The sequence below is a fragment of the Undibacterium sp. YM2 genome, from assembly GCF_009937975.1.
Classification (GTDB): domain Bacteria; phylum Pseudomonadota; class Gammaproteobacteria; order Burkholderiales; family Burkholderiaceae_D; genus Undibacterium.
In genome coordinates this window covers 936,551-959,942 of record NZ_AP018441.1, presented here as the reverse complement: position 1 = coordinate 959,942, position 23,392 = coordinate 936,551, and the positions used below count along the sequence as shown (strand labels likewise).

22 protein-coding genes and 1 pseudogene are annotated in these 23,392 nt (G+C 51.8%); 5 read left to right on the top strand and 18 right to left on the bottom strand.

All coding sequences use genetic code 11. The features are described from left to right. Positions 1–90 precede the first annotated feature (90 nt). From UNDYM_RS04380 to UNDYM_RS04320, 13 genes are all read right to left on the bottom strand, one after another. Complete coding sequence (locus UNDYM_RS04380) at positions 91–1,149, bottom strand: porin (RefSeq protein ID WP_162039940.1); 1,059 nt, start codon at positions 1,147–1,149, stop codon at positions 91–93. Between the two features lie 393 nt (positions 1,150–1,542). Further along, complete coding sequence (locus tag UNDYM_RS04375) at positions 1,543–2,778, bottom strand: multidrug effflux MFS transporter (RefSeq protein WP_162039939.1); 1,236 nt, start codon at positions 2,776–2,778, stop codon at positions 1,543–1,545. Positions 2,779–2,876: 98 nt separating this feature from the next. After that, the gene (locus tag UNDYM_RS04370) at positions 2,877–4,358 is read right to left on the bottom strand and encodes an NAD-dependent succinate-semialdehyde dehydrogenase (protein ID WP_162039938.1); all 1,482 of its coding nucleotides are present in this window, start codon (positions 4,356–4,358) and stop codon (positions 2,877–2,879) included. 111 nt (positions 4,359–4,469) lie between these two features. After that, on the bottom strand, positions 4,470–5,684 hold the full coding sequence (locus tag UNDYM_RS04365) for a class I SAM-dependent RNA methyltransferase (protein ID WP_232063692.1): 1,215 nt from the start codon (positions 5,682–5,684) through the stop codon (positions 4,470–4,472). Between the two features lie 106 nt (positions 5,685–5,790). After that, on the bottom strand, positions 5,791–6,213 hold the full coding sequence (locus tag UNDYM_RS04360; RefSeq protein ID WP_162039937.1) for a CopD family protein: 423 nt from the start codon (positions 6,211–6,213) through the stop codon (positions 5,791–5,793). A 230-nt stretch (positions 6,214–6,443) separates the two neighbouring features. Then, positions 6,444–7,709, bottom strand: a complete 1,266-nt coding sequence (locus UNDYM_RS04355) for a glutamate-5-semialdehyde dehydrogenase (protein ID WP_162039936.1) — start codon at positions 7,707–7,709, stop codon at positions 6,444–6,446. 117 nt (positions 7,710–7,826) lie between these two features. Beyond that, the gene (gene holA / locus UNDYM_RS04350; RefSeq protein ID WP_162039935.1) at positions 7,827–8,846 is read right to left on the bottom strand and encodes a DNA polymerase III subunit delta; all 1,020 of its coding nucleotides are present in this window, start codon (positions 8,844–8,846) and stop codon (positions 7,827–7,829) included. A gap of 1 nt (position 8,847) precedes the next feature. Continuing rightward, entirely contained in the window at positions 8,848–9,357 is a 510-nt protein-coding gene (lptE, locus tag UNDYM_RS04345; RefSeq protein WP_162039934.1) for an LPS assembly lipoprotein LptE, read from the bottom strand. Positions 9,358–9,393: 36 nt separating this feature from the next. Continuing rightward, positions 9,394–12,021: a leucine--tRNA ligase gene (gene leuS, locus UNDYM_RS04340; RefSeq protein WP_162039933.1), complete on the bottom strand. Its 2,628-nt coding sequence runs from the start codon at positions 12,019–12,021 to the stop codon at positions 9,394–9,396. A 148-nt stretch (positions 12,022–12,169) separates the two neighbouring features. Then, entirely contained in the window at positions 12,170–12,613 is a 444-nt protein-coding gene (locus tag UNDYM_RS04335) for a biopolymer transporter ExbD (protein WP_162039932.1), read from the bottom strand. Positions 12,614–12,647: 34 nt separating this feature from the next. Then, on the bottom strand, positions 12,648–13,304 hold the full coding sequence (locus UNDYM_RS04330) for a MotA/TolQ/ExbB proton channel family protein (RefSeq protein WP_162039931.1): 657 nt from the start codon (positions 13,302–13,304) through the stop codon (positions 12,648–12,650). 30 nt (positions 13,305–13,334) lie between these two features. Then, positions 13,335–14,141, bottom strand: coding sequence for a 4-hydroxy-tetrahydrodipicolinate reductase (dapB, locus tag UNDYM_RS04325; RefSeq protein WP_162039930.1), 807 nt, complete (start codon positions 14,139–14,141; stop codon positions 13,335–13,337). A gap of 6 nt (positions 14,142–14,147) precedes the next feature. Next, the gene (locus UNDYM_RS04320) at positions 14,148–14,714 is read right to left on the bottom strand and encodes an outer membrane protein assembly factor BamE (protein ID WP_162039929.1); all 567 of its coding nucleotides are present in this window, start codon (positions 14,712–14,714) and stop codon (positions 14,148–14,150) included. Between the two features lie 75 nt (positions 14,715–14,789). Here UNDYM_RS04320 and fur point away from each other — a divergent pair, with 75 nt between their 5' ends. Beyond that, entirely contained in the window at positions 14,790–15,218 is a 429-nt protein-coding gene (fur, locus tag UNDYM_RS04315) for a ferric iron uptake transcriptional regulator (RefSeq protein WP_162039928.1), read from the top strand. Positions 15,219–15,281: 63 nt separating this feature from the next. Here fur and UNDYM_RS04310 read toward each other — a convergent pair whose 3' ends face one another. The 3 genes and pseudogenes from UNDYM_RS04310 to UNDYM_RS04300 form a co-directional block, all read right to left on the bottom strand. Next, complete coding sequence (locus UNDYM_RS04310; RefSeq protein ID WP_162039927.1) at positions 15,282–15,665, bottom strand: response regulator transcription factor; 384 nt, start codon at positions 15,663–15,665, stop codon at positions 15,282–15,284. Positions 15,666–15,722: 57 nt separating this feature from the next. After that, positions 15,723–16,753: pseudogene (hrcA, locus tag UNDYM_RS04305) on the bottom strand (heat-inducible transcriptional repressor HrcA). A 44-nt stretch (positions 16,754–16,797) separates the two neighbouring features. Beyond that, the gene (locus tag UNDYM_RS04300; RefSeq protein ID WP_162039926.1) at positions 16,798–17,484 is read right to left on the bottom strand and encodes an HAD family hydrolase; all 687 of its coding nucleotides are present in this window, start codon (positions 17,482–17,484) and stop codon (positions 16,798–16,800) included. Positions 17,485–17,559: 75 nt separating this feature from the next. On the opposite strand from UNDYM_RS04300, the gene UNDYM_RS04295 reads away from it, so the two are divergent. The 4 genes from UNDYM_RS04295 (at position 17,560) to UNDYM_RS04280 (ending at position 22,175) form a co-directional block, all read left to right on the top strand. After that, positions 17,560–18,453: an NAD kinase gene (locus UNDYM_RS04295; RefSeq protein ID WP_162039925.1), complete on the top strand. Its 894-nt coding sequence runs from the start codon at positions 17,560–17,562 to the stop codon at positions 18,451–18,453. A 121-nt stretch (positions 18,454–18,574) separates the two neighbouring features. Continuing rightward, positions 18,575–20,221, top strand: coding sequence for a DNA repair protein RecN (gene recN / locus UNDYM_RS04290; protein WP_162039924.1), 1,647 nt, complete (start codon positions 18,575–18,577; stop codon positions 20,219–20,221). Positions 20,222–20,236: 15 nt separating this feature from the next. Then, complete coding sequence (hemH, locus tag UNDYM_RS04285) at positions 20,237–21,343, top strand: ferrochelatase (protein ID WP_162039923.1); 1,107 nt, start codon at positions 20,237–20,239, stop codon at positions 21,341–21,343. Positions 21,344–21,350: 7 nt separating this feature from the next. Then, positions 21,351–22,175, top strand: a complete 825-nt coding sequence (locus UNDYM_RS04280) for a symmetrical bis(5'-nucleosyl)-tetraphosphatase (RefSeq protein ID WP_162039922.1) — start codon at positions 21,351–21,353, stop codon at positions 22,173–22,175. Between the two features lie 3 nt (positions 22,176–22,178). Here the strand turns inward: UNDYM_RS04280 and UNDYM_RS04275 are convergent, their stop codons facing one another. Further along, positions 22,179–22,913: a 1-acyl-sn-glycerol-3-phosphate acyltransferase gene (locus UNDYM_RS04275; protein WP_162039921.1), complete on the bottom strand. Its 735-nt coding sequence runs from the start codon at positions 22,911–22,913 to the stop codon at positions 22,179–22,181. Between the two features lie 156 nt (positions 22,914–23,069). Beyond that, entirely contained in the window at positions 23,070–23,390 is a 321-nt protein-coding gene (locus UNDYM_RS04270; protein WP_162039920.1) for a hypothetical protein, read from the bottom strand. Positions 23,391–23,392: the final 2 nt, after the last annotated feature.

Here is a 23,392-nt window from a genome sequence, read left to right as displayed (position 1 = left end):
GACTGCGGCAGGTACTGCAGATAAAAAAAGAGTGCCCATAAAGGGCACTCTTTTATACATCGTCAAGAAGGGACTGGCCCTTCTGTCGAATTAGAACTGGTGACGTACGCCAGCAGTAAATTCTTTAACGGATGCGCCATTCACAGCTGCCAATTCCTTGGAATTAGCATCTTGTGTCAGACGTGCAAACGCTGTGTACAGGTCTGTACGCTTGGACAGAGCATAGTTGTAAGCGATAGCGATTTGTTTTGCATCGCCAACTTGGCTAGTTGCGTTGAATGGTGTGGAGTTTTTCAGTTGTGTGAAACCAGCAAATACTTTGCTGTTTGCATCAACAGGAACTGTTACTGCCAGAGTGTATGCTTTCTTTTCCAGAGTCAGGTCGTCTGTCGTTTTTTGATAGATGAATACTGGCTTGGCAACGCCGAAGTCGTAAGAAGCTGCAACAGAAACACCTTTTTTGGCGTTTGTGAACAGTTTTGCGTCTTGTGCATTGTCTTTCAGGTAGTTGAAGCCAACTTCCAGAGCGTCAACTTTGTAACCCAGGGTCAAACCCAGGGAACGGCCTGCAGAGTTATCACCAGCAGCTTCGCCGAAACCGTATTGTGCAGCAGCAGAGAAACCACTCAGGTTACCTGGTGTGTAGTAGAAAACGGAATTGCTTACGCGGCCTGTGGAGTTAGCATTAACGCCAGCAACAGTTGCAGAGCCACCAACGAAGTACAGTGCGCGAACGCCATTACCATTGTTGATCAGAGCGGAACCGAACGGATCGAAGTTGTCGAAGTATTTCAGAGTTGGAGACTTGTCACGGCCGAAATCAACTGCACCGAAATCGCCAGACAGACCAACTGTAGAACGACGACCAAAAGTACGGCCTTGATCGGATTCGCCTGTATCAACCTGAACGCCTTGCTCCAGAACGAAGTTTGCTTTCAAACCGCCGCCCAGATCTTCAACGCCTTTGAAGCCGATACGGGAACCTGCTTCTTGACCACTTTGGATCTTGTTGAAGCGACCAGCTGGAGTACCGTTGTCCAGGCTTTGGAAGCCAACGTCTACAACACCGTAGATAGTCACTGTAGATTGTGCGAAAGCCGCGCCAGAGAAAGCACCCATCAGAGCGAGTGCGAAGATTGATTTTTTCATTATCATGTATCCAAAAATGAATGTTAAGTTTTTACCAACATCATCAAGTACGGTAAAAACAGAAGCACAGGTGTTTTACAGCCTTGAATCAGCAAGAGATCCAATGACAAGCGGCACGATACCTGTGAAAAGTGACAACTTGATGAATTCGATGTGTTTAGAAAGCTACACTTTAATTAAGTTCGCAAAATAAAGACACGATGGATATCTTATTTGCATATGCGGAACGAATAGTACACAAAATCCAGAAAAGCTGCTGACACGCTTGATTTTGCACCATTGTTGCAAAGCATCAATTATATAGGGGCAGCAAAATGCATTTCAAGTAACTGACTCAAAATTTATTTACTTCTTAAAAAGTATTTAAATTTTGTTTGACTATTCGCAAATCAATCAGTCAATAGTTTCCCAGGCATTTTGTTGTTGCGCTGTCATCGCACGCCAATAAGCCCGGCCCGTGAACCACATGATGGCACCTATGCCGGCACACGCAAATTGACCTAATGCCAGCGTCAGAACAGAATGATCAAGAGCTGGCGCAACAATGCCGGCAATCACTGCACCCAATAGTGTCACCGTGGCCGACTGGCAGGAAGCAACGATGCCACGTATATTCGGGAACAAGTCCAGTACCAGCAGAGTCGCCCCAGGCGCCACCAGTGACATGCCAAAAGTATAGAAAAACAGGGGTGTCACCGACCACAGGAGTATAGGTGGAGAAAAATAATGGAAGATGACATTGAACAAGGATGCGCCAAGCAGAAAGCAAAAGCCTATGCTGACCTGTTTCCATACCGTCATTTTGCCTGCCAGGCGGTTGGCTGCCAGTGCGCCAAAAAAGATGCCGCCGACAGAGGGCACAAATTGCCAGCCAAACTGGTCCGGCCCCAGGTGCAAATGCTGGGTGATAAAGGCAGGTGCCGCTGACACATACAGGAAAAGACCGGCAAAATTAAAAGCAATAGTGCCAGCCTTCAAGTGAAACAGTGGAGACTTGAATACTTTTTTATAACTGACCCATAAAAATTCGGCGCTGAAAGGCTGGCGCTTGTCCATAGGCAGGGATTCAGGCAAACGCTTGTAGCAAGCCCACCACAAGACCACGGTATAGCCAAACAACAACAGAAAAATCGCCCGCCAGCTCAGGAAACTGACTATCCAGCCACCCAATATGGGCGCAATCGCCGGCGCGATAGAGAATATCATGGTGACAAGCGACAGCAGACGCTCAGCCGGGGCACCTGCATACAAGTCTCGGATAATGGCACGCCCCACTACCATGCCAGCCCCGGCAGACACGCCTTGCAGGATACGGAAGCCCCACAGGTAATGAATGCTGTGCACAGAAGCACAACCAAAGCTGGCCACGGCAAATACCGCCAGTGCCACCAGTATCACATTGCGCCTGCCAAATGCGTCTGACAAAGCGCCATGCCATAAGGTCATGACGGCAAAGGACAGCATATAAGCTGTCAGGGTCTGCTGTACTTCCAGTGCACTCGCATGCAGGGTAGCTTGGATATTGGGGAAAGCCGGGAGGTAAGTATCAATCGAGAACGGACCAAGCATGGCCAGGGCAGCCAGTAAGGTCGCCAGGCCAGCATTGCTGATCTTGGTTGCAGAGGACATGGGCAGATTCAGTGTTGCGCCTGATAGTCAGTACAACTATCAGGCATGGGACTACAAATTGGGGGGCTAAGAGACTGCAGCGATTACCAGGCTGAAGTTCAGATGCCCCCCATGCAAAGGTATTTCATTTCCAGGTATTCATCCATGCCATATTTGGAGCCTTCACGCCCCAGGCCGGATTGTTTGACGCCGCCAAACGGTGCTACTTCATTTGAGATCAGGCCGGTATTGATGCCTACCATGCCATATTCCAGTTTTTCAGCAACCCGCCAGACACGGCCTATGTCACGTGAATAAAAGTAGGATGCCAGGCCAAAGTCAGTGTTATTCGCGGCGGCAATGGCTTCTTCTTCAGTCTTGAACTTGACGACTGCGGCCACCGGGCCAAAGGTTTCTTCATTCATGATCAACATGCCAGATGTGACATTCGACAGCACGGTTGGTTCATAAAAAAGTTTGCCAGCTTCCAGCAATTTGCCGCCAGCCTGTAAGCTTGCACCTTGCTTGAGGGCATCGGCCACATGCTCTTCTACCTTGGCGACTGCCTGCGCATCGATCATCGGCCCCTGGTTGATGCCAGTGGCAAAACCATCGCCCACCTTGATCTTTTTAGCACCGGCTGACAATTTTTCAACAAAGGCATCGTAAATTGATTCATGCGCATAAAAGCGGTTGGTGCAGACGCAGGTCTGGCCGGAATTACGGAATTTTGATTGCAGCGCACCTTCGACGGCAGCATCCAGGTCAGCATCTTCAAACACGATGAACGGAGCATGGCCGCCCAGTTCCAGCGCCAGCTTTTTGACTGTCTGGGCAGATTGACGCATGAGGATGCGGCCTACCGGCGTTGAACCTGTGAAGGACAAGTGCCGTACAACCGGGCTGTCGCACAAGACTTTGCCAACAGCAATGGATTGCTCAGAGTCAGCCGTGACGATATTGATGATACCTGCCGGTATGCCTGCCCTGTGTGCCAGCTCTGCCATGGCCAGCGCAGACAAAGGCGTCTGCTCGGCAGGCTTGATGACGATGGAACAGCCCGCCGCCACCGCAGGTGCCACCTTACGGGTGATCATGGCGATAGGGAAATTCCATGGCGTGATGGAAGCGCAGACACCAATAGGCTGCTTCAGGACGACCATGCGCTTGTCGCTCCAGGTTGAGGCCATGACATCGCCAGATACGCGCTTGGCTTCTTCAGCAAACCATTCTATGAAGCTGGCACCGTAAATGACCTCACCCTTGGCCTCAGCCAGTGGCTTGCCCTGCTCTGCCGTCATGATGGCAGCCAGGTCGTCGGCATTCTCTATCATGAGGTCAAACCACTTGCGCATGAGCGTCGCACGTTCTTTGCCGGTTTTTGCGGCCCAGAGCGGGAAGGCCACTTGCGCGGCCTTGATGGCAGCCTCGGTATGGCTGGCTTCCAGATTAGGGACTGTACCCAGTATTGCCAGCGTGGAAGGATTATTCACTTCAAAACTGGCTGTGCCTGTGACCCACTCGCCATTGATGTAGGCCTGGTTGCGTAATAAGGACGGGTCTTTCAAATTCAGTTGTTTGGCGGTTGATTCCAGTGCCATGACTACATCTCCTTGCAAAATCTTGAAGTGAAGCCTCAAGCCTAAAGCAAAACGGCCAGGTCTGCTGAGACCTGGCCGTTTTTTCAGTAGCTTATTGCCATAGCATGAAAATTATTCAGCTATATCTTTGGGTTTGGCTTCTTCCCTGCGGTTAAAACCTGCCACCATGTCAAAGCGGAACAAACGGCATTCCAGCGCGCCATTGAAGAATGGGGTCTTGCGTGACTCTTTCAAACGCAACATCTTGGGCAAGCCCAGATCAGCGGTGAACAGGAACACACTCCAGCCAGCAAAGCGCTGCTTGAGTGTGGTACTGAAGGCACTGAAGAAATCCCTGGCCATATCATCTTCTTCCATCGTGCTGTCACCACGTACACCGATACGCTCACCGTAAGGCGGGTTGGTCAGCAAGATGCCTGGCTCTGTCGTTGGTGCCTTGATTTCCTGCGCTTCTATCTGCTTCAGTGGCACGTCAAAACGTATGCCCGCCTTGTTCAGGTTATTGCGTGTCATGACGATCATGTCGCCAGAAATGTCACTGCCAAAAATCGTTGGCTCTGCAGGCAGAGGGTGTGGTTTGGCGCTGGCCTTGATCTGTGCCCAGGCATCGGCATCGAACTGATGCATTTTTTCGAAGGCGAATTCACGCTTCAAGCCCGGTGGTATGCCTGCCAGGATTTGTGCAGCTTCAATGAGGATGGTGCCAGAACCGCACATGGGGTCAAACAAAGGTGTACCCGGCTTCCAGCCTGCGGTGCGCAGCAAGCCCGCTGCCAGATTCTCACGCAAGGGCGCGTCACCGGTTTCCAGACGCCAGCCGCGCTTGAACAAAGGCTCGCCAGAGATATCCAGATACACCGTGAAGTTACGTGCATCCATAAAACCGACGATGCGCATGTCAGGGTTCTTGGTATTGACCGACGGGCGCTGGGTGAACTGGTCGCGGAAACGGTCGCAGATCGCATCCTTGATTTTGAGCGTGGCAAAGTCCAGGCTCTTCAAAGGTGATTTGACTGCGGTGACATCGACACGGATAGTGTGGTGATAGCCAAACCAGTCTTCCCATGGCTGGGCCAGCACCAGGTCATAAATATCGTTTTCATTGGTATAGCCAGAGTGCGCCATACGCATCAGCACGCGCGAGGCTATGCGTGAATGCAGGTTGATACGCCAGCCATCATGCAGGCTACCTGAGCAATGCACGCCACCCGGCACCTGATTGTGGACAGCCATGGTTTTATCCAGGGCTGCAATTTCACCCAGCTCTTCAGCCAGGGCTATTTCCAGGCCACGTGGGCACGGGCAAAAATAAGAATAACGCGTCATAGGAGTACCCTTTATCCGTTAAAAAAACAATGGTGAAAATTCACCGCCGATTGCTGCCCTGGAGTTCTGCACTCCAGGCCAGCGGTGTTTTGATACCACGTCAAACCTAGAAAGGTTTGACGACTACCAATATCAATATCGCCAGCAACAATATCACCGGCACTTCATTAAACCAGCGGAACCAGACATGGCTGCGCTGGTTTACACCCTTCTCAAACTTTTTCAACAAGCTGCCACAGGCGTGGTGATAACCTATCAGCAAGATCACCAACGTCAGCTTGGCATGCAGCCAGCCATTACCCGGCCCCTTGCCTATGCCATAGCCTTGCCATAACCACAGGCCGAAGATCAATGCCAGCACTGCCAATACCGTCATGAAACGATACAGCTTGCGCGCCATCAGTAACAGACGCTCTGTCGTCGGCGGATGGTTTTCCATCGCCAGATTAACCAGGATGCGTGGCATATAAAACAGGCCAGCGAACCAGGAAGTGACAAACAGGATGTGGAAAACTTTAACCCAGAGCATGGCTTACTTTCTTTATTAGGCCTTCTTTAATAAATATTCAATTAGGACTTACGCAAAATTGTCCCAGCAAGGTTATCACCAAGGAAGCCTCCCTTGTAAGGGAGGCTCGATCCGTCGGCAGACAATGTATTGTCTGAAACCCCGACTACACCGCAACGACGAAGACAGTACTTTAGTACGGCTAGGAGCTGCAACGCAGCTGGGGCGGTTTTGCGTAAGTCCTAGCAATATTATTGACGTACTTCACCGTGACCAAAAACCACATACTTCATCGAAGTCAGCCCCTCCAGCCCTACCGGGCCGCGTGCATGCAGCTTGTCATTCGAGATGCCGATCTCTGCACCCAGGCCATATTCAAAACCGTCAGCAAAGCGGGTGGAGGCATTCACCATCACCGAGGCGGAATCAACTTCGCGCAAGAAACGCAGGGCGCGGCTATAGTCTTCTGTGATGATGGATTCTGTATGCTTGGATGAATAATCATTGATATGCGTGATGGCTTCATCCAGATCAGCCACTACTTTTATTGCCAGAATAGGTGCCAGGTATTCAGTGCTCCAGTCTTCTTCTGTTGCTTTCGCCAGATGCGAATAGCCTGCCAGTATCGCAGTGGCGGCTTCATCGCAACGCAATTCTACCTGTTTGCCTGCATACAGCTCAGCCAGTGGGGGCAAGACCTGGGCCGCGACGCCTTGCGCGACCAGCAAAGTCTCCATCGTGTTGCAGGTGCCGTAGCGGTGGCACTTGGCATTGAATGCCACATCCACTGCTTTTTTGAGGTCAGCCTTGTCATCGATATACACGTGACAGATGCCATCGAGATGCTTGATCATGGGCACTGTCGCCTCTTGCATCAGACGCGCAATCAGGCCTTTGCCGCCACGCGGGACGATGACATCAACATACTGCGGCATGGTGATCAGTTCACCAACGGCAGCGCGGTCTGTGGTCTCAACGATCTGTACAGCATCGGCAGGCAAACTGGCACCAGCCAGGCCTTCCTTGACCAGTTTCGCCAGGGCCTGATTGCAATGGATGGCTTCAGAACCGCCGCGCAAGATGGTGGCGTTGCCACTCTTGATGCACAGGCCGGCGGCATCTACCGTCACATTTGGGCGTGCTTCGTAAATAATGCCGATGACGCCCAGCGGCACGCGCATTTGCCCTACCTGTATGCCGGTGGGGCGGTATTTCATGTTCGAGATTTCACCGATAGGGTCAGCCAGGCTAACGATCTGTTCCAGGCCTTCGGCCATGGTGGCAATCGCCTTATCTGACAAGGTCAGCCTGTCGAGCATCGCGGCTTCCATGCCTGCTGCTTTGGCTGCGGCCAGGTCCAGCTCATTGGCGGCGCGCAAAGCGGCAGCCTCACGCCTGATGGCGGCAGCGATCAGGGACAGGGCCTTGTTCTTGGCGGCGGTGTCGGCTTTGGCCATGGCGCGCGATGCTGCGCGGGCACGGATGCCGAGGTCATTCATGTAGTGCTTGATATCCATATCGTCATTCAGAGGACATTTAGTCCTCATATTCGTTGATCAGCCACCAGCAAGGTGGCGAGGGAATTCAATTTCCGGTTTGATAAACCGCTAAATCAGGTGCTGGCACAATTGCGATTAAGCCGCTTTTGCCACTCTCAAACCCAATTGCAACAAGGCATCCCAGGGATCACCTGCAAATGCCTTCGCTCGTAAACCTTTTACCATCTTATCGACTTGCGATGCCTCTTGCAGCGCAGCCCGCAAATTTGCCAGGCTGACACGGCGCAGGGCGGGGTCCATGAGTTTTTCCCGCGGGCCCCAGATGCGGTATTCTTTCAGCAGGGCTGACAAGGGCCTGCCCTGTGCCATGCCAGACTTCAGTTTCAGCAAGGTGCGTATCTCTTCTGCCATGGCCCACAAGACCAGTGGCAGTGCTTCGCCCTCACCTTTCAAGCCATTCAGCATACGCACCAGTCTGGCGACATCACCGGCCAACATGGCTTCATTGAGTTTGAAGACATCATAGCGCGCGACATTCAGCACGGCATCATGGATTTGCTCAAAACTCAGTTTGCCTGCCGGGTGCAGCAAGGCCAGCTTCTGGATTTCCTGATGGGCTGCCAGTAAATTACCCTCTACCCTGTCGGCAATGAAATCCAGGCTTTGCCGGTCTGCGCTTTGTTGTTGCAAGGACAGGCGCATACTGATCCAGCCCGGCAATTGATTGCGCTCTACCAGCGGGATGTCGATATATACCGCGGCTTGCTGCAAGCTGCCTACCCAGGCAGCTTTTTGCGTGGCCCAGTCCAGCTTGGGCAAGGTGATCAGCGTCAGGTTATCGGGCGACAGATTCGCCACATAATCCTGCAGGGCCTGTCCACCGTCCTTGCCCGGCTTGCCAGTAGGGATGCGCAAGTCGATGAGTTTTTTATCACCAAACAGGGATTGCGACTGATTTGCTGCCAGCAAGGCACCCCATTTGAAACTGCGTTCCACCGTCAGGATTTCGCGCTCGTAAAAACCTTGCGATTTTGCCGCACGACGTATCTTGTCTGCCGCTTCCAGCGCCAGCAAATGCTCATCACTGGTGATCACATATAGTGGCGCCAGTGTTTTCGCCAGATGGCCATCAAGGGCATCGAAGCGTAATTGCATATCAGTCGTCCATCTTTACAACAGCCAGCCTGCGCATGATTTGCTGCACCAGGTCACTTTGCATATCGCGGTACAGCAAGACTTCTTCTGCCTCTTTCGCCAGTACTTGCGATTCATTAAAGGTGATATTGCGCTTCAACTGCAGATCTACCGGTTCCAGATATTCCTTGCCTACATTATTGCGGACACGGAAGCGGAAGTTATAAATCAGATTATATTCACGCACGCGACCCTGGCTGTTCAGCGACAGGATTTGTTTTTCGCGTGTTTCACTCAATACTTCGAGTACCACTTGCGCGTCCTTGGCCTCAGACATGATCTGGGTCTGGCCATTGGCACGGATATGGCGGCGCAATTCACCACCGAGGGCCGAGCTTTCTGGCATGCCGATATAAATACTTTTAAACGGCAAGGCAACCGGGCCGCGCAGGGCGAAACCACAGGCCGACAACAACATGATGGACATGATGGCTGCCAGCCATTGCAGACGCTTTACATAGTTTGCTTGCATGCGGTTTTCCCTGTTACTGGTATATCTGTTAAACAATCAGGCGACGATATTCACCAGCTTGCCAGGCACGATGATGATTTTCTTGGCGGCACCTTCCATGAACTTCTGTACGCTTTCATTGGCCAGGGCAGTCGCTTCTATGGTGGCCTTGTCGGCATCCTTGGCGACCTTGATACTCCCCCGCAGTTTGCCATTGACTTGCACCATGAGCTCTATTTCATCCTGCACCAAGGCAGCTTCATCGACCAGCGGCCAAGGCGCATCAATGATTTCACCGAGCTCTGTCGCCAGACCCAGTTCTTGCCACAGGGCATGGGTGATATGCGGGCATACCGGATACAGGCCACGCAGCAAGATGCTGAAGGCTTCGCGCAGGGCTGCAGCACTGCCTTCGGCTTCTGACTTGAAGGACTCTATGGTATTGAGCAACTTCATCGCGCCAGAGACGACTGTGTTGTATTGCAGCCTATCGTAATCGGCATCAATCTGCTTCAGCGTCAGATGTACTTCACGGCGCAAGGCTTTGACATCATTGGCATACGCCGCAGGCACAGCAGTACCAGAAGCAATCGTACCAGACAGTTTCAAGGCAGAAGCCCACAGGCGGCGCAGGTAACGTGAAGCACCTTCTACACCGCTGTTACTCCATGCCGCACTTTGATCTGGGGGACCGGCAAACATGGTGAACAGACGTGCGGTATCAGCACCGAACTGTTCGATAATGTCTTTCGGTTCCACCACATTGTTCTTGGACTTGGACATTTTTTCTATGCCGCCCATTTGCACAGGCTGGCCATCGCTCTTCAGCGAAGCAGAAATGGGACGTCCCTTGTCATCATGCTGGACTTCGATTTCATTCGGATAGAACCAGATTTTCTTGCCAGTCTCATCTTCACGGTAGAAGGATTCATTGAGCAACATGCCCTGGGTGAACAGGTTCTTGAAAGGCTCGTCTATCTTGACCAGGCCCAGATCACGCATGGCCTTGGTCCAGAAACGTGCGTACAGCAAATGCAAGACCGCATGTTCGACACCGCCGATGTACTGGTCCATCGCCATCCAGTAATCATTGCGGCCATCCACCATGGTTGTCGCATCAGGGCAGGTATAACGCATGAAATACCAACTGGAATCAACGAAGGTGTCCATCGTGTCGGTTTCACGGTGTGCCGGGCTGCCGCATTTAGGGCAAGGCACATTCAGGAAATCTTCACGGTGTTTTAATGGATTGCCAGAACCATCAGGGATGCAGTCGGTAGGCAATACCACTGGCAAATCTTCATAAGGCACAGGCACATCACCACAACTGTCGCAGTGGATGATAGGAATAGGTGTACCCCAGTAACGTTGACGGGAAATACCCCAGTCACGCAAGCGCCAGGTGGTTTTCTTTTCGCCGAGTTCTTTGGCAATCAGGTCATTTGCCACGGCATCAACCGTGGCCTTGAAAGTCAGACCATCATATTTGCCGGAGTTAACAGTAAGGCCACGCTGCTTGTCGCCATAAGATTCTGCCCAGGCATCCGTCGTGAAGCTTTCGCCTTCAATCGCCACGACTTGCTTGATAGCGATATTGTATTTTTTCGCGAACGCGAAATCGCGTTCATCATGCGCAGGCACACCCATGACCGCGCCATCGCCATACGTCATCAAGACATAATTACCAACCCAGACTTCGACCTGTTCGCCTGTAAGTGGATGGGTAACGAAGAGGCCAGTAGGCATGCCCTCTTTTTCCTTGGTCGCCATTTCAGCTTCTGTGGTGCCACCAGCTTTACATACTTCAATGAAGGCTGCCAGTGCGGCATTGTTCTTTGCTGCCAGCGTAGCGATAGGATGCTCTGCCGCTACTGCGCAGAAAGTCACGCCCATGATGGTGTCAGCGCGGGTAGTAAATACATACAGCTTGCCGTCTTGTACCAGTGCGCCAGTTTCGTCAGCGATCTGGTGTGGGAAAGCAAAGCGCACGCCTTCGCTCTTGCCTATCCAGTTACGCTGCATGGTACGTACCTGCTCAGGCCAGCCATCAAGATCATCGATGCTGTTCAGCAGTTCGTCTGCGTACTGGGTGATACCGAAGTAGTAGCCAGGGATTTCGCGTTTTTCTACCAGGGCGCCGGAGCGCCAGCCACGGCCATCGATAACCTGCTCATTCGCCAGCACGGTTTGATCAATTGGGTCCCAGTTCACAACCTGGGTTTTTTTGTAAGCCACGCCTTTTTCCAGCATCTTCAGGAACAGCCACTGGTTCCAGCGATAGTAATCAGGGTCGCAAGTCGCGACTTCACGCGTCCAGTCAAATGCCAGGCCCAGGGGCTGCATTTGTGACTTCATGTCTTCGATATTCGCGTAAGTCCATTCTGCTGGCGATTTTTTGTAGGCAATCGCCGCATTTTCTGCCGGCAGACCAAATGCATCCCAACCCATGGGCATAAGGACGTTATAGCCCTTCATACGCAGCTGGCGTGCCAGCATGTCGTTGATCGTGTAATTGCGCACGTGGCCCATGTGCAGCTTGCCCGATGGGTAAGGCAGCATGGAGCAAGCGTAGTACTTGCCTTTTGGGAAACGTGGATTGTTTTCTACTGCCTTATAGGCATCGATCTTTTTCCAATGGGATTGCGCCGATTGTTCGACGTCAGAGGGCGTGTATTTTTCTTGCATGGCGTAAGCAGAAGTAGATGCGAAAATGACTCAGAACCTTTGATTATAACTGGTTCAGGCACATTATTGAGGAAAGCCTGATGGGCAAAGGCTCCTGGAGGCGTTTTACAGAGTGTAGCGCGGTTTTGTACTGACTGAACCGTGACAATTACGGTTTTTTGGCTTGTTTGCTGTCGGTTACGAAAGAAATCCTAGCCAGCCCTTGCGTCTGGGCTGCCGCCATCACCTGGGCGATAATTTCATAACGGGTGGCCTTATCGGCCCGCAACTGGATTTCTGTCTGCTTGTTCTTTTTCGCCAGCAGAGCCAGCCTGGATTCCAGGTCAGCCATGGCCAGGACTTGTTTATCCCAGTAAAGAATGCCATCAGCATCAAAGGAAATACGCACAGACTCAGCCTGCTCGGCCACCGGCGCTGATTGCGCCTGCGGCAAATCCAGCTTGATCGCATGCGTCATGAAAGGGGCAGCGATGATAAAGATGACCAGCAAAACCAGCATCACGTCGACCATGGGCGTGACATTGATGTCCGCCATGGAAGTCAGGGGACGTGATGAGGACTCGCGCGGCGTATGAAATTGACCGAATGTCATCTTTTAATTTTGGGGGCGGTTTTTTGTTTTTAATTTAAGACTTGTTCATGTGGGCATGCAAGTCAAAGGCAAAACCATCCAGCTCAGCCAGGGTAATGCGGTTAATCCGGTTGAAAGCGTTATAAGCCAGCACGGCAGGTATCGCCACCAGCAAACCCAGCGCAGTCATGATCAGGGCTTCGCCCACTGGCCCTGCCAACTGGTCGATTTGCACCACGCCGTTGGATGAAATGGCGGTCAAGGCGCGATAAATGCCCCAGACTGTGCCCAGCAAACCGACAAAAGGAGCAGTGGCGCCGACTGAGGCGAGAAAGCTCAAACCAGTTTCCAGCCTGACCGTCAGGCCCTGCAATTCCTGGCGCAGGCTGCGCGTCAGTATTTCGCTCAAACCTGCATTGGCAGACAAGGTGGCGCTGCGTTGTGCCGTGTCACTGGCGGCATGTGCAGCATCTGCCAGGGTGATGAATATTTTGGACTGATCAGTTTGGCGCAGCGACGACAATGCATCTGCCAGACTGGGCGCACGCCAGAAGGCGCGCAAGCCTGGGGCTGCTTTACGGATACGCCAGAAGGTCCAGCCCTTCATCAGTATTAATGTCCAGCTGAGTACTGACATCAACAATAATAACCAGCCAACCAGATGACCCAGTGCGTCAGCCTGTTCCCAATAATGTGCGATTGCAGAATTCATGTAGAAGTCACACGTGCTATTACAGACTGATTAACGGAAACCCAGGACATCGTACATATCATACAAGCCTGTAGATTTGCCTTGCAGGAAACGTGCTGCACGCAGGCTACCATGCGCATAAGTCACACGGCTGGAAGACTTGTGGCTGATTTCGACACGTTCACCTATGCCGGCAAACAAGACCGTGTGATCACCAACAATGTCACCACCACGGATAGTGGCAAAACCGATGGAAGACGGGTCGCGCTCACCTGTCACACCTTCACGGGCAAACACGCCCACTTCATTGAGGTCACGGCCCAGTGCATCGGCGATGACTTCGCCCATCTTGAGGGCTGTGCCTGAAGGGGCATCGACCTTGAAGCGGTGATGGGCTTCGACGATTTCGATGTCATAGCCTTCAGCAAAGCTCTTGGCTGCCATCTCCAGGAGCTTCATCGTGACATTCACGCCTACACTCATGTTCGGCGCAAACATGATGGCGGTTTTCTCTGCGGCAGCGGCAATCGCTGCCTTGCCAGCGTCATCAAAGCCCGTGGTGCCGATAATCATCTTGATACCATGGGCAGCGCAATATTCGAGATGCTTGAGGGTACCTTCAGGGCGGGTGAAATCGATCAGGTAGTCGGCATTTGCCAGGCCGGTCGCCAGGTCAGCAGTAATATTCACGCCGCAAGGCTTGCCCAGACTGGCCGCGGCATCCGTACCCAGGGCTGGTGAGGCAGGCACGTCCAGCGCGCCAACCAGGACCATATCACCGGCATTACTGATTGCTTCGACCAGCATTTTTCCCATACGGCCAGAAGCCCCGGCCACGGCAATTTTAAGTGCAGTCATAACAGCTTATTTCTCTTTTTTCTTCGGTGCATCGGTCTCTATCACCGATTGCACGCGGTTCAGGCCCAAAGCGGATTCGGTAATACGTGCCAGATATTCTTTTTCAGTCGGCAAATTGCCGCCTTCAAATTTTGCTACCGTACCATCCTTGAAAAACACCGACACGCGGCTGGTGATACGTTCACCATTTGGCTTGGTCAGGCGGAAAGGATAATCCCAGCGGTCTTCATGAAACATATCGGTCAGCAAGGCTGTACCAAGGATAAAACGCACCTGCTCACGTGTCATACCTTCTTTTAACTGTGCCACCATTTCCTGGGAAACGAAGTTACCTTGCTGTATGGGAACGCGGTAAGGTGAAATAAAGGCCAGCACCTTGCCAAAACCGGTAGGCTCGACCACTTGCGCGCCATTTGCATCACTAGGGGTGCCTGATGTTGCATATACTGAAGTCCTGTCAGCCGAAGACAGCAAGGGAATAGGTGATGAACATGCCGTCAAAGAAGCCAGCACGACCAGACCCGCTACACGGCTCATCTTGTTCCGCATTAATCCTGAAAACAACAGTTGCATAGATAACCTCTTAATTGAGCAACAAGCCCTAAAACCCGATATCATAAAGCAGATAGCAATTTTTTGATCGAAAACATGACAAACAGCACCTCCAACCTCAAGGCCAGCGGTCTGAAAGCCACTCTGCCCCGACTGAAAATCCTGGAAATCTTCCAGAGCAGCCCGGTTCGTCATCTGACAGCAGAAGATGTGTATAAGATCCTGCTGAACGAAAATATGGATGTCGGTTTGGCAACTGTATACCGCGTACTGACCCAATTTGAACAGGCTGGCCTGTTAAACCGTAATCATTTTGAGACTGGTAAAGCCATTTTCGAATTGAATGAGGGCTCACACCATGACCATCTGGTCTGTCTCGATTGTGGCCGCGTAGAAGAATTTTTTGACGAAGAGATAGAACAACGCCAGCAAACTGTCGCTCTGGAGCGTGGTTTCAAGATTGCCGAGCATGCACTGGCGATTTATGGCAACTGCACCAAGACCAATTGCGAACACAAGGCTTAACCCAGCCCCCCAACTTTAAGCCTGGCAAGCGCACCGGGCCATAGCTGCCCTGTGCGCTCCAGCTTATTTGTTGATCTTGGCGACTACAGCCTCGACAGTTCCTATGATTTTTTGCGCATTGAATGGCTTGAGGATATAGCCATGTATGCCTGTTTTGACTACCTCGGTAATCGTTTCCTGATCCTTATTGGCTGTCACCATGAGCACCCTTGCGTCTGGCAGCAGTTCCCTGATACGTGGCAGGATTTCAGTGCCACTGATCTTGGGCATGACGATATCCAGCAAGATCAAATCTGGCTTCAACTTCAAAGCAAGTTCCAAACCACTGCCGCCGTCAGTTGCTTCACCAACAACATGATACCCCTCGCTCCTCAGGATGACCCTGAGTACCTCGCGGGTTACGTCATTGTCATCAATTAACAAAATCTTTGCGTTTTTCTTTTCCATAGCAACCCTGCTCCGGATGAATGTGTGCCACCCTGCTTCGCCAGTGCATACCCAGTCTTATTGACTTAAGGCATTAGATAATAATTTTGACGTGATGTCCACGATCGGTATCACTCTCTCATACGCCATACGTGTAGGCCCAATTACGCCCAGGGTTCCAACTATCTTGCCATTCACTTCATAAGGGGCAGTGACTATGCTCATTTCCTCCATAGGTACCAGTTGCGAATCGCCACCTATAAAAATCTGCACACCTGTTGCCTTGCTGGATACATCCAGTAGCTGCATGAGACTGTTTTTTTGTTCAAACATGTCAAACAATTTGCGCAATGAACCCATATTTGATGACAGGTCTTGCACATTCAGCAAATTGCGCTCACCAGAGATGACGACTTCATCATTATCTTCATCCATGGCATTGCTACCGGCTTCAACAGCGGCTTGCATAAGCCTGGTCATGTCATTCTGCAGTTGCCTCAACTCACTATTGATACGCGAACGCGCATCGGTAAAGCTCAAACCACCGAAATTCTGGTTCAGGTAATTGGCGGCCTGCACCAATTGTGTCGGCGTGTAGTCGACATCCGTCAACAAAAGGCGGTTATGGACTTCGCCACCCGGTGTGACGACCACAAGCAAGATGCGTTTTTCAGACAAACGCAAAAATTCAACCTGCTGAAAAATCGACTCTGTGCGTGGTGTCATGACGACACCGGCAAATTGTGACAGGGACGACAATATCTGCGCCGCATTGGTAATCAGTTTTTGTGGCGACTGCGCATTCATATTCGATTGCAAGCTGGATTGCAGACGTGTATCCATGCCCGCAGCATTGATATCTTGCACTGTAAGCAATTTATCAACGAAGACCCGGTAGCCTCTGGGGTAGGAATACGGCCAGCGGAAGTATGCGGGCTGGCAACAAAACCCATTTCTTCCAGGTCAGCCATGACATTGCGTATCGTTGCCGGGGACAATTCCAGGCCGGATATTTTTGACAAGGCGCGGGAACCCACAGGCTGGCCATCAGCGATATAACGCTCGACCAGGGCTTTTAATAAAGTTTGTGCGCGGATATCTAGTTGCATGATTTCATTTTATGCGTTCATGACTGACATGAACATAGAAAAATTCATAGCCATAGAGTCAGGTCATGCAGATTGGCAAATTCTGCATCCGGCTTGATATGCAGATGGCGCTCATCTTCAATTTTTAAACCCTGGCGGTTCATCCAGCCGCCTTTTAATCCCGCTTGTTGCGCACCTTGCACATCCAGCAATAAATCATCACCTACATATAATACTTCTGCAGGTTCCAGGCCCAGTTCCTGGCAAGCGGCCAGGAATATCCTGGGATCAGGCTTGGCACAGCCAAAACGAAAGGCGGCGATAGATACCTTGAAGTGATGTGCCAGACCTATCGCCTGTAAATCGGCAAACCCATTCGAGACAGTGCCCAGCAGCAGTTTTTCCTGCAGAGCCTGTAAAGCCGGTTTTACATCGCTATACAAATCAACTTTGTTCCTGGCGTCGGCAAAAACGGCCATGGCCTGGTCAGCCTTCCCGGCTTCCACACCATGTTCATCAAAAACCTGTTTCAACAAGGTATGACGCAGGGCCCATAAATCGTACTGAAAACGCTGGTCGCTCGCTACCAGCAAATTCCTGCGCTCACGCAATTTTTCCACATTGTAATTTTGCGCCACAAGAGGTGCGTGTTCATGCATCCATTGTTGCAAAACGGATTCAGCATGACGAATAACCGGTGCAACCGGCCACAAAGTATCATCGAGGTCCAGCAAAACTGCTTTAATTGCCATAAAGAGCACTCATTCCATTCATAGATGCCCTAATTATGTTCTAATCTCAGGCATCATGTCACCCTACCTTTGTTTATGACAGTACAGGCCAAAACCATTGCACTTGTTGGAAAATCGAATGCGACAGGCATTGCTGACTCGATTAAGGAACTGGCCAATTTTCTCGCAAGCGCGGGACATCGTGTCGTCATCGAGGCAGAAACCGCGCAATACCTGCAATTAAGCGAATTCAGCAGCATGCCCGTCCCTGAGATAGGTAAACTGGCCGACGTCGCCATCGTCGTTGGCGGCGATGGCACCATGCTGGGGATAGCACGGCAACTGGCTCCCTACAATATTCCCCTGATAGGCATCAACCAGGGCAGGCTGGGTTTCATCACCGATATCGCGCTTGACCGCATGATCCCTGTCATCACAGAAATGCTGGATGGCAAATATGTGTCTGAGCGCCGCAGCCTGTTGCAGGCCATCGTGACGCGCGATGGTAACCAGATATTCAGCGGCGTGGCTTTCAATGACATCGTGGTCTCACGTGGTGCGGGTTCAGGCATGGTGGAATTGCGGGTAGAGGTAGATGGGCACTTCATGTACAACCAGCGCTCGGACGGTCTCATAGTCTCGACACCGACAGGCTCGACAGCCTATGCGCTGTCTGCCGGCGGCCCCCTGCTGCACCCCAGCCTGTCAGGCATTGCGATGGTGCCAATTGCGCCGCATGCCTTGTCGAACCGCCCTATCGTACTGCCAGACAGTAGCGAAATCGTCATCACCATCGTAGCCGGACGCGATATCAGCCTGAACTTTGACATGCAAAATTTTGCCAGCCTGCAGCATCAGGACAGGATTATCGTGAACCGTTCTGCCCATACGGTGACCTTCCTGCACCCTCCTGGCTGGAATTATTACAACACCTTGCGCGAGAAATTGCACTGGAATGAATATCCATCGGTAGAGGGTGCGCTGAATTAATTTTTTCGCCCACTCTTACGAACACAGAAGTCACAGGCTGTTGCTAGAATAGCGATTTCGCTATGCTGGCTGGTACTTTCCGGCACCATTTTCTTAACAAATTCCTTCATGTCTGCCCATTATGTTGCGCACGCTTGCCATACGAGATTTTGTCATTGTTGATACGCTGGAGCTGGAGTTTTCTTCAGGCTTCAGTGTGCTGACCGGTGAAACCGGTGCGGGTAAGTCCATCCTGATCGATGCCCTGACCCTGGCCCTCGGTGGCCGGGGTGATGCCAGCATGGTGCGCGAATCTGCCAGTAAAACGGATATCAGTGCAGAATTTGCCGTCAATGAAACACTCGCCGCCTGGCTCAAAGAACATGAATTCTTTGACCAGGATCAACCGCTGATCTTGCGTCGTACCATCGATAATGCAGGCCGTTCCAAGGCCTGGATCAATGGCATCACCGCCACTGCAGGGCAATTGCGCGAGATAGGCGACATGCTGGTGGATATCCACGGGCAGCATGCGCACCAATCCTTGTTGAAAACCGAAGCACAGCGCGACTTGCTGGACATGCAAGGTGGCTTGCAAGAGCAAGTCGCAGAAGTTGGCTTGCGCTACCGTGCCTGGCGCAATATCAGCAAGCAACGCGAAGAATTTGAAACCAATGCCAAGAGTGTCTTGCAAGAACGCGAGCGTCTGGAATGGCAGGTCGGCGAACTGGATAAATTGCAGATCAAGCCCGGTGAATGGGAAAGCATCAGCCAGGAGCACAGCCGCCTGGCGCACGCCGCCAGCCTGCTCGAAGGTGCGCAGGAAGCAGCAGCATTGATATCGGAATCCGAACATCCGGTCCTGTCACAGTTGAGTGCCATACAGCAAAAACTCTTGAAACTGCTCGATTATGATGCCGCACTCAAGCCTGTCACCGATGCGCTGGAATCTGCCTGCATCAATTTGCAGGAAACCACCTACGCAATCAACGACTACCTGAGCCGCACAGAACTCGACCCAGCCCGTCTGCGCGAAGTCGAAAACCGCGTGGAAGCGATACACACTACAGCAAGACGCTTTCACGTTGCACCTGAAAAATTGCACGAAGAATTTGCCACGCTATCAGCCCAGTTGGCACAGCTATCCAATGCGACTGACATGGACGCCCTGAAAGCACAGGAAGAAAAAGCCAGGCTGGCTTATCAGCAAACTGCAGAAAAACTCAGCAAGGCCAGACAAAAAGTTGCCAAAGACCTGGGCGCCGCAGTCACCACGGCAATGCAAGACCTGAGCATGGGTGGAGGCAGCTTCTCTGTTGCACTCAATCCTGTGGAACCAGCTGCCTATGGCCTGGAGCAAGTGGAATTTCTGGTCGCAGGTCATGCCGGAGTGCAGGCAAGGCCGCTGGCCAAAGTGGCATCTGGTGGTGAGCTCGCGCGTATCTCGCTGGCGATTTCTGTCATCACCTCTTGTGCTACAGCCACCCCTACCCTCATATTTGACGAAGTTGATAGTGGCATAGGTGGTGGCGTGGCGGAAGTGGTTGGGCGCTTGCTGAAACGCCTGGGCCAGGACCGGCAAGTCTTGTGCGTTACGCACTTGCCACAAGTGGCCAGCCAGGCTAACCAGCACTTCCAGGTCAGCAAGGCCAACCAGAACGGCAAAACCGTTTCACAGATAGAAGCACTCGATAATAAACAAAGAGTGGAAGAAATCGCCCGCATGCTGGGCGGCATAGAAATTACCGCGACTACGCGCAAACACGCCAGAGAATTACTGGCATCTTAATAAAAAAAATACATCATGCGCTTCCTTAAAGAACCTGAATATTCACACGGCAAAATCGCCAAGACAGCCGTGGTGCTGATCAACCTCGGCACACCAGATGCGCCGACGACATCGGCCGTGCGCCGCTATCTCAAACAATTTTTATGGGACCGGCGGGTGGTTGAAGTACCGCGCCCTATCTGGTGGCTGCTCTTGCATGGAATTATCCTGCCCTTCCGTTCTGGCCAGTCAGCAAAGAAATACGCATCGATCTGGACCAGGGATGGCTCGCCACTGAAGATACATACGCAAAAACAGGCGGCATTGCTGAAAGGTTATCTGGGTGAACGTGGACATGAAGTGCAGGTTGCCTATGCCATGCGTTATGGCTCGCCGCCCATCCCGGATGTCTTGCAAAAACTCAAGGAAGAAGGCTGTGAACGCATATTGATACTGCCAGCCTATCCACAATATTCTGCCACCACGACTGCCTCCAATTTTGACGCTGTGGCCCAGCATTACCAGCAAGTCAGGAACATGCCTGAACTGCGCTTCGTCAAGAATTATCATGACCATGAAGGTTATATACAGGCTTTGCGCGTGTCGGTCATGGATCACTGGCAGAGCCATGGTCGCCCGGACAAACTGGTCATGAGTTTCCATGGTTTGCCAAAAGCATTTTTATTGCGCGGTGATGCCTATCATTGCGAATGCTATAAAACAGCAAGGCTGCTCGCAGAAAAACTGGGGCTGGGCAAAGATGATTATGTCGTTACTTTCCAGTCACGTCTGGGCCGGGCAGAATGGCTGCAGCCTTACACGGCACCTACCGTGGCAAAGCTAGCCAAAGAAGGCGTTAAACGCATAGATGTGATTTGCCCTGGCTTTATCGCTGACTGCCTGGAAACCCTGGAAGAAATCGCCATGGAAGTGAAGACCGATTTTCTTAAAGCAGGTGGTAAGGAATTCAACTACATCCCCTGCCTGAATGAATCACCGGCATGGATGCGCGGTCTGGCTGAAATTGCTGAGCAACATCTGATAGGCTGGCCTACCATGATCACTGCCAGCGTGCGTGAACAACAAAAACAGCAAGCCCTGATCAGCCGCGCAGAAGCCAAACGCATGGGTGGCGAGCCCTGAGGCAGCAATGGCAAAAACTTATTTTATCGGCGATATACAAGGCTGTGCCGACCAGTTACAAAGCCTGCTCAACAAAATAGAGCAGACAGAACCAGATGCGCAATATTTGTTTGCAGGTGACCTCGTCAATCGCGGTCCCAAATCGCTGGCCAGCCTGCGCCTGATACGTGATTTGCAAATCGCTGGCCGGGCAGAATCCGTACTCGGCAACCATGACCTGCATTTGCTGGCTGTTGCCAATGGCATACGCAAAGCAAGCCGCAGCGACACCCTCGACGACATACTGCAAGCACCAGACCGTGAAGAATTGCTGGAATGGTTGCGGCACAGACCGATGGCGATTTTGCAACGCCAGCATTTGCTGGTGCATGCAGGCATCTTCCCGCAATGGTCAGCAAAGCAAACCATGAAGCTGGCGCATGAAGTCGAAACACAGCTACGCGGTAAAGACTGGCTGGATTTATTACGCAATATGTATGGCAACACCCCGGCGCAATGGCAGGATGATTTGCAAGGCTATGACAGATTACGCTGCATCATCAACGCACTCACACGCATGCGTTTTTGCAGTGCAGATGGCGTCATGGACTTTGACAGCAAGGATGGCCTGGACAGCGCACCGCAAGGCTTTGCCCCCTGGTTTGACCTGTCACGTGACAGTGAAAAAACCGCCGTGGTATTTGGTCACTGGTCCACCCTGGGCCTGGTCTTGCGTGACAATCTGATCAGCCTGGATACCGGCTGCATCTGGGGTGGTAAACTGACTGCCGTAGCGCTGGAAGACAGGCAAGTCGTACAGATAGATTGTCCGCAGCAGCAAAAACCGGGTTAAGCCTTACTCGCTTATTCCCAGTTCTTTCATCACCGCCGCACGCGCAACTTGCGCTACTTCTCTGCGGTGCGCACCTTCGGTGGGTATCGCAGGCAGGCGCACCAGTTCCGCCGTCATGCGCGGCGCGAGCAGGATGACCCGCATGCTTTCTACAAAAGTCATGTCACCGATAAAGTCAGCCGCCGCATGGAACTGCCCCTGCGCATCAAGGTAGCGCACAACAAAGGGTTGCACAGGTACATGTGCTTCTATTGCCGCTTCAAACAGGTTCGCGTGAAAAGACAGCAGATTGCCTTGTGCTGCTGTTGTACCCTCGGGAAAAAAAGCAATGCGCTTGCCAGCTTCTATCTGATGTACCAGGCCTTCGTAAATACGGCGCACGTCACGCTGCCTGCCGCGTACCAGAAAAATTGTACCAGCCTTTTCACATAACCAGCCCAGCAAAGGCCAGTTGCGGATGTCAGACTTGGCGACGAAGTGGCAAGGATGCAGGGTATTGATGACAAAAATATCCAGCCATGACACATGATTCGAAACGATCATCGCCGACGGATTCACCGCCCCCTCGCTTTTATCCTTGAAAGCCACATCCACAGTGCAGATGGCCAGTAATTTTACCGACCAGCGGCGTACCAGATAGTCACGCCTGGCATCAGAAGAAAACGGAAAAATCAATGCACAAGTCAGCAGACCTGCCGTGAGATGGAGAAATATCCGGAAAAAATGCCAAACGATCATACTGACTCACAAAAATACTCACGTAGAGTAACAATTAAAAATAGCCAAGCTGAATAAACAAAAGCGGGAGTAAGGCTTCCCTGCCTTTACTCCCACTCATCCCACTCAATCAAACGAATTTCTCACTGAGCAGTTTGGACACTACCTCAGCCTGCTTCAGGCACGCAGCCTTGCCACTTCCTCTTTGGCACCTTCATCAATCAAGACGCTCACTGACTCTGCATAGTGCACATTGGAACCGCGTCTTTTGACGCCTGAAACCCAATATTCTTCTCGGGTATCGGCATCCATAAAATTACCGGAGATTCCACCTCCGGTACATGCCTGCAAGGATTTGCCACGGTAGTAAACTGTTCGCCCTGTTTTGGAAAACTCAACCCAACCTATGCGTGCAGCGACACCATCGATCAAGCCGTTTTTGTTTTCCACATACATGACGCGTCTTTGTTCGCCACGGGTAAGCTGATTACTTTTCATCT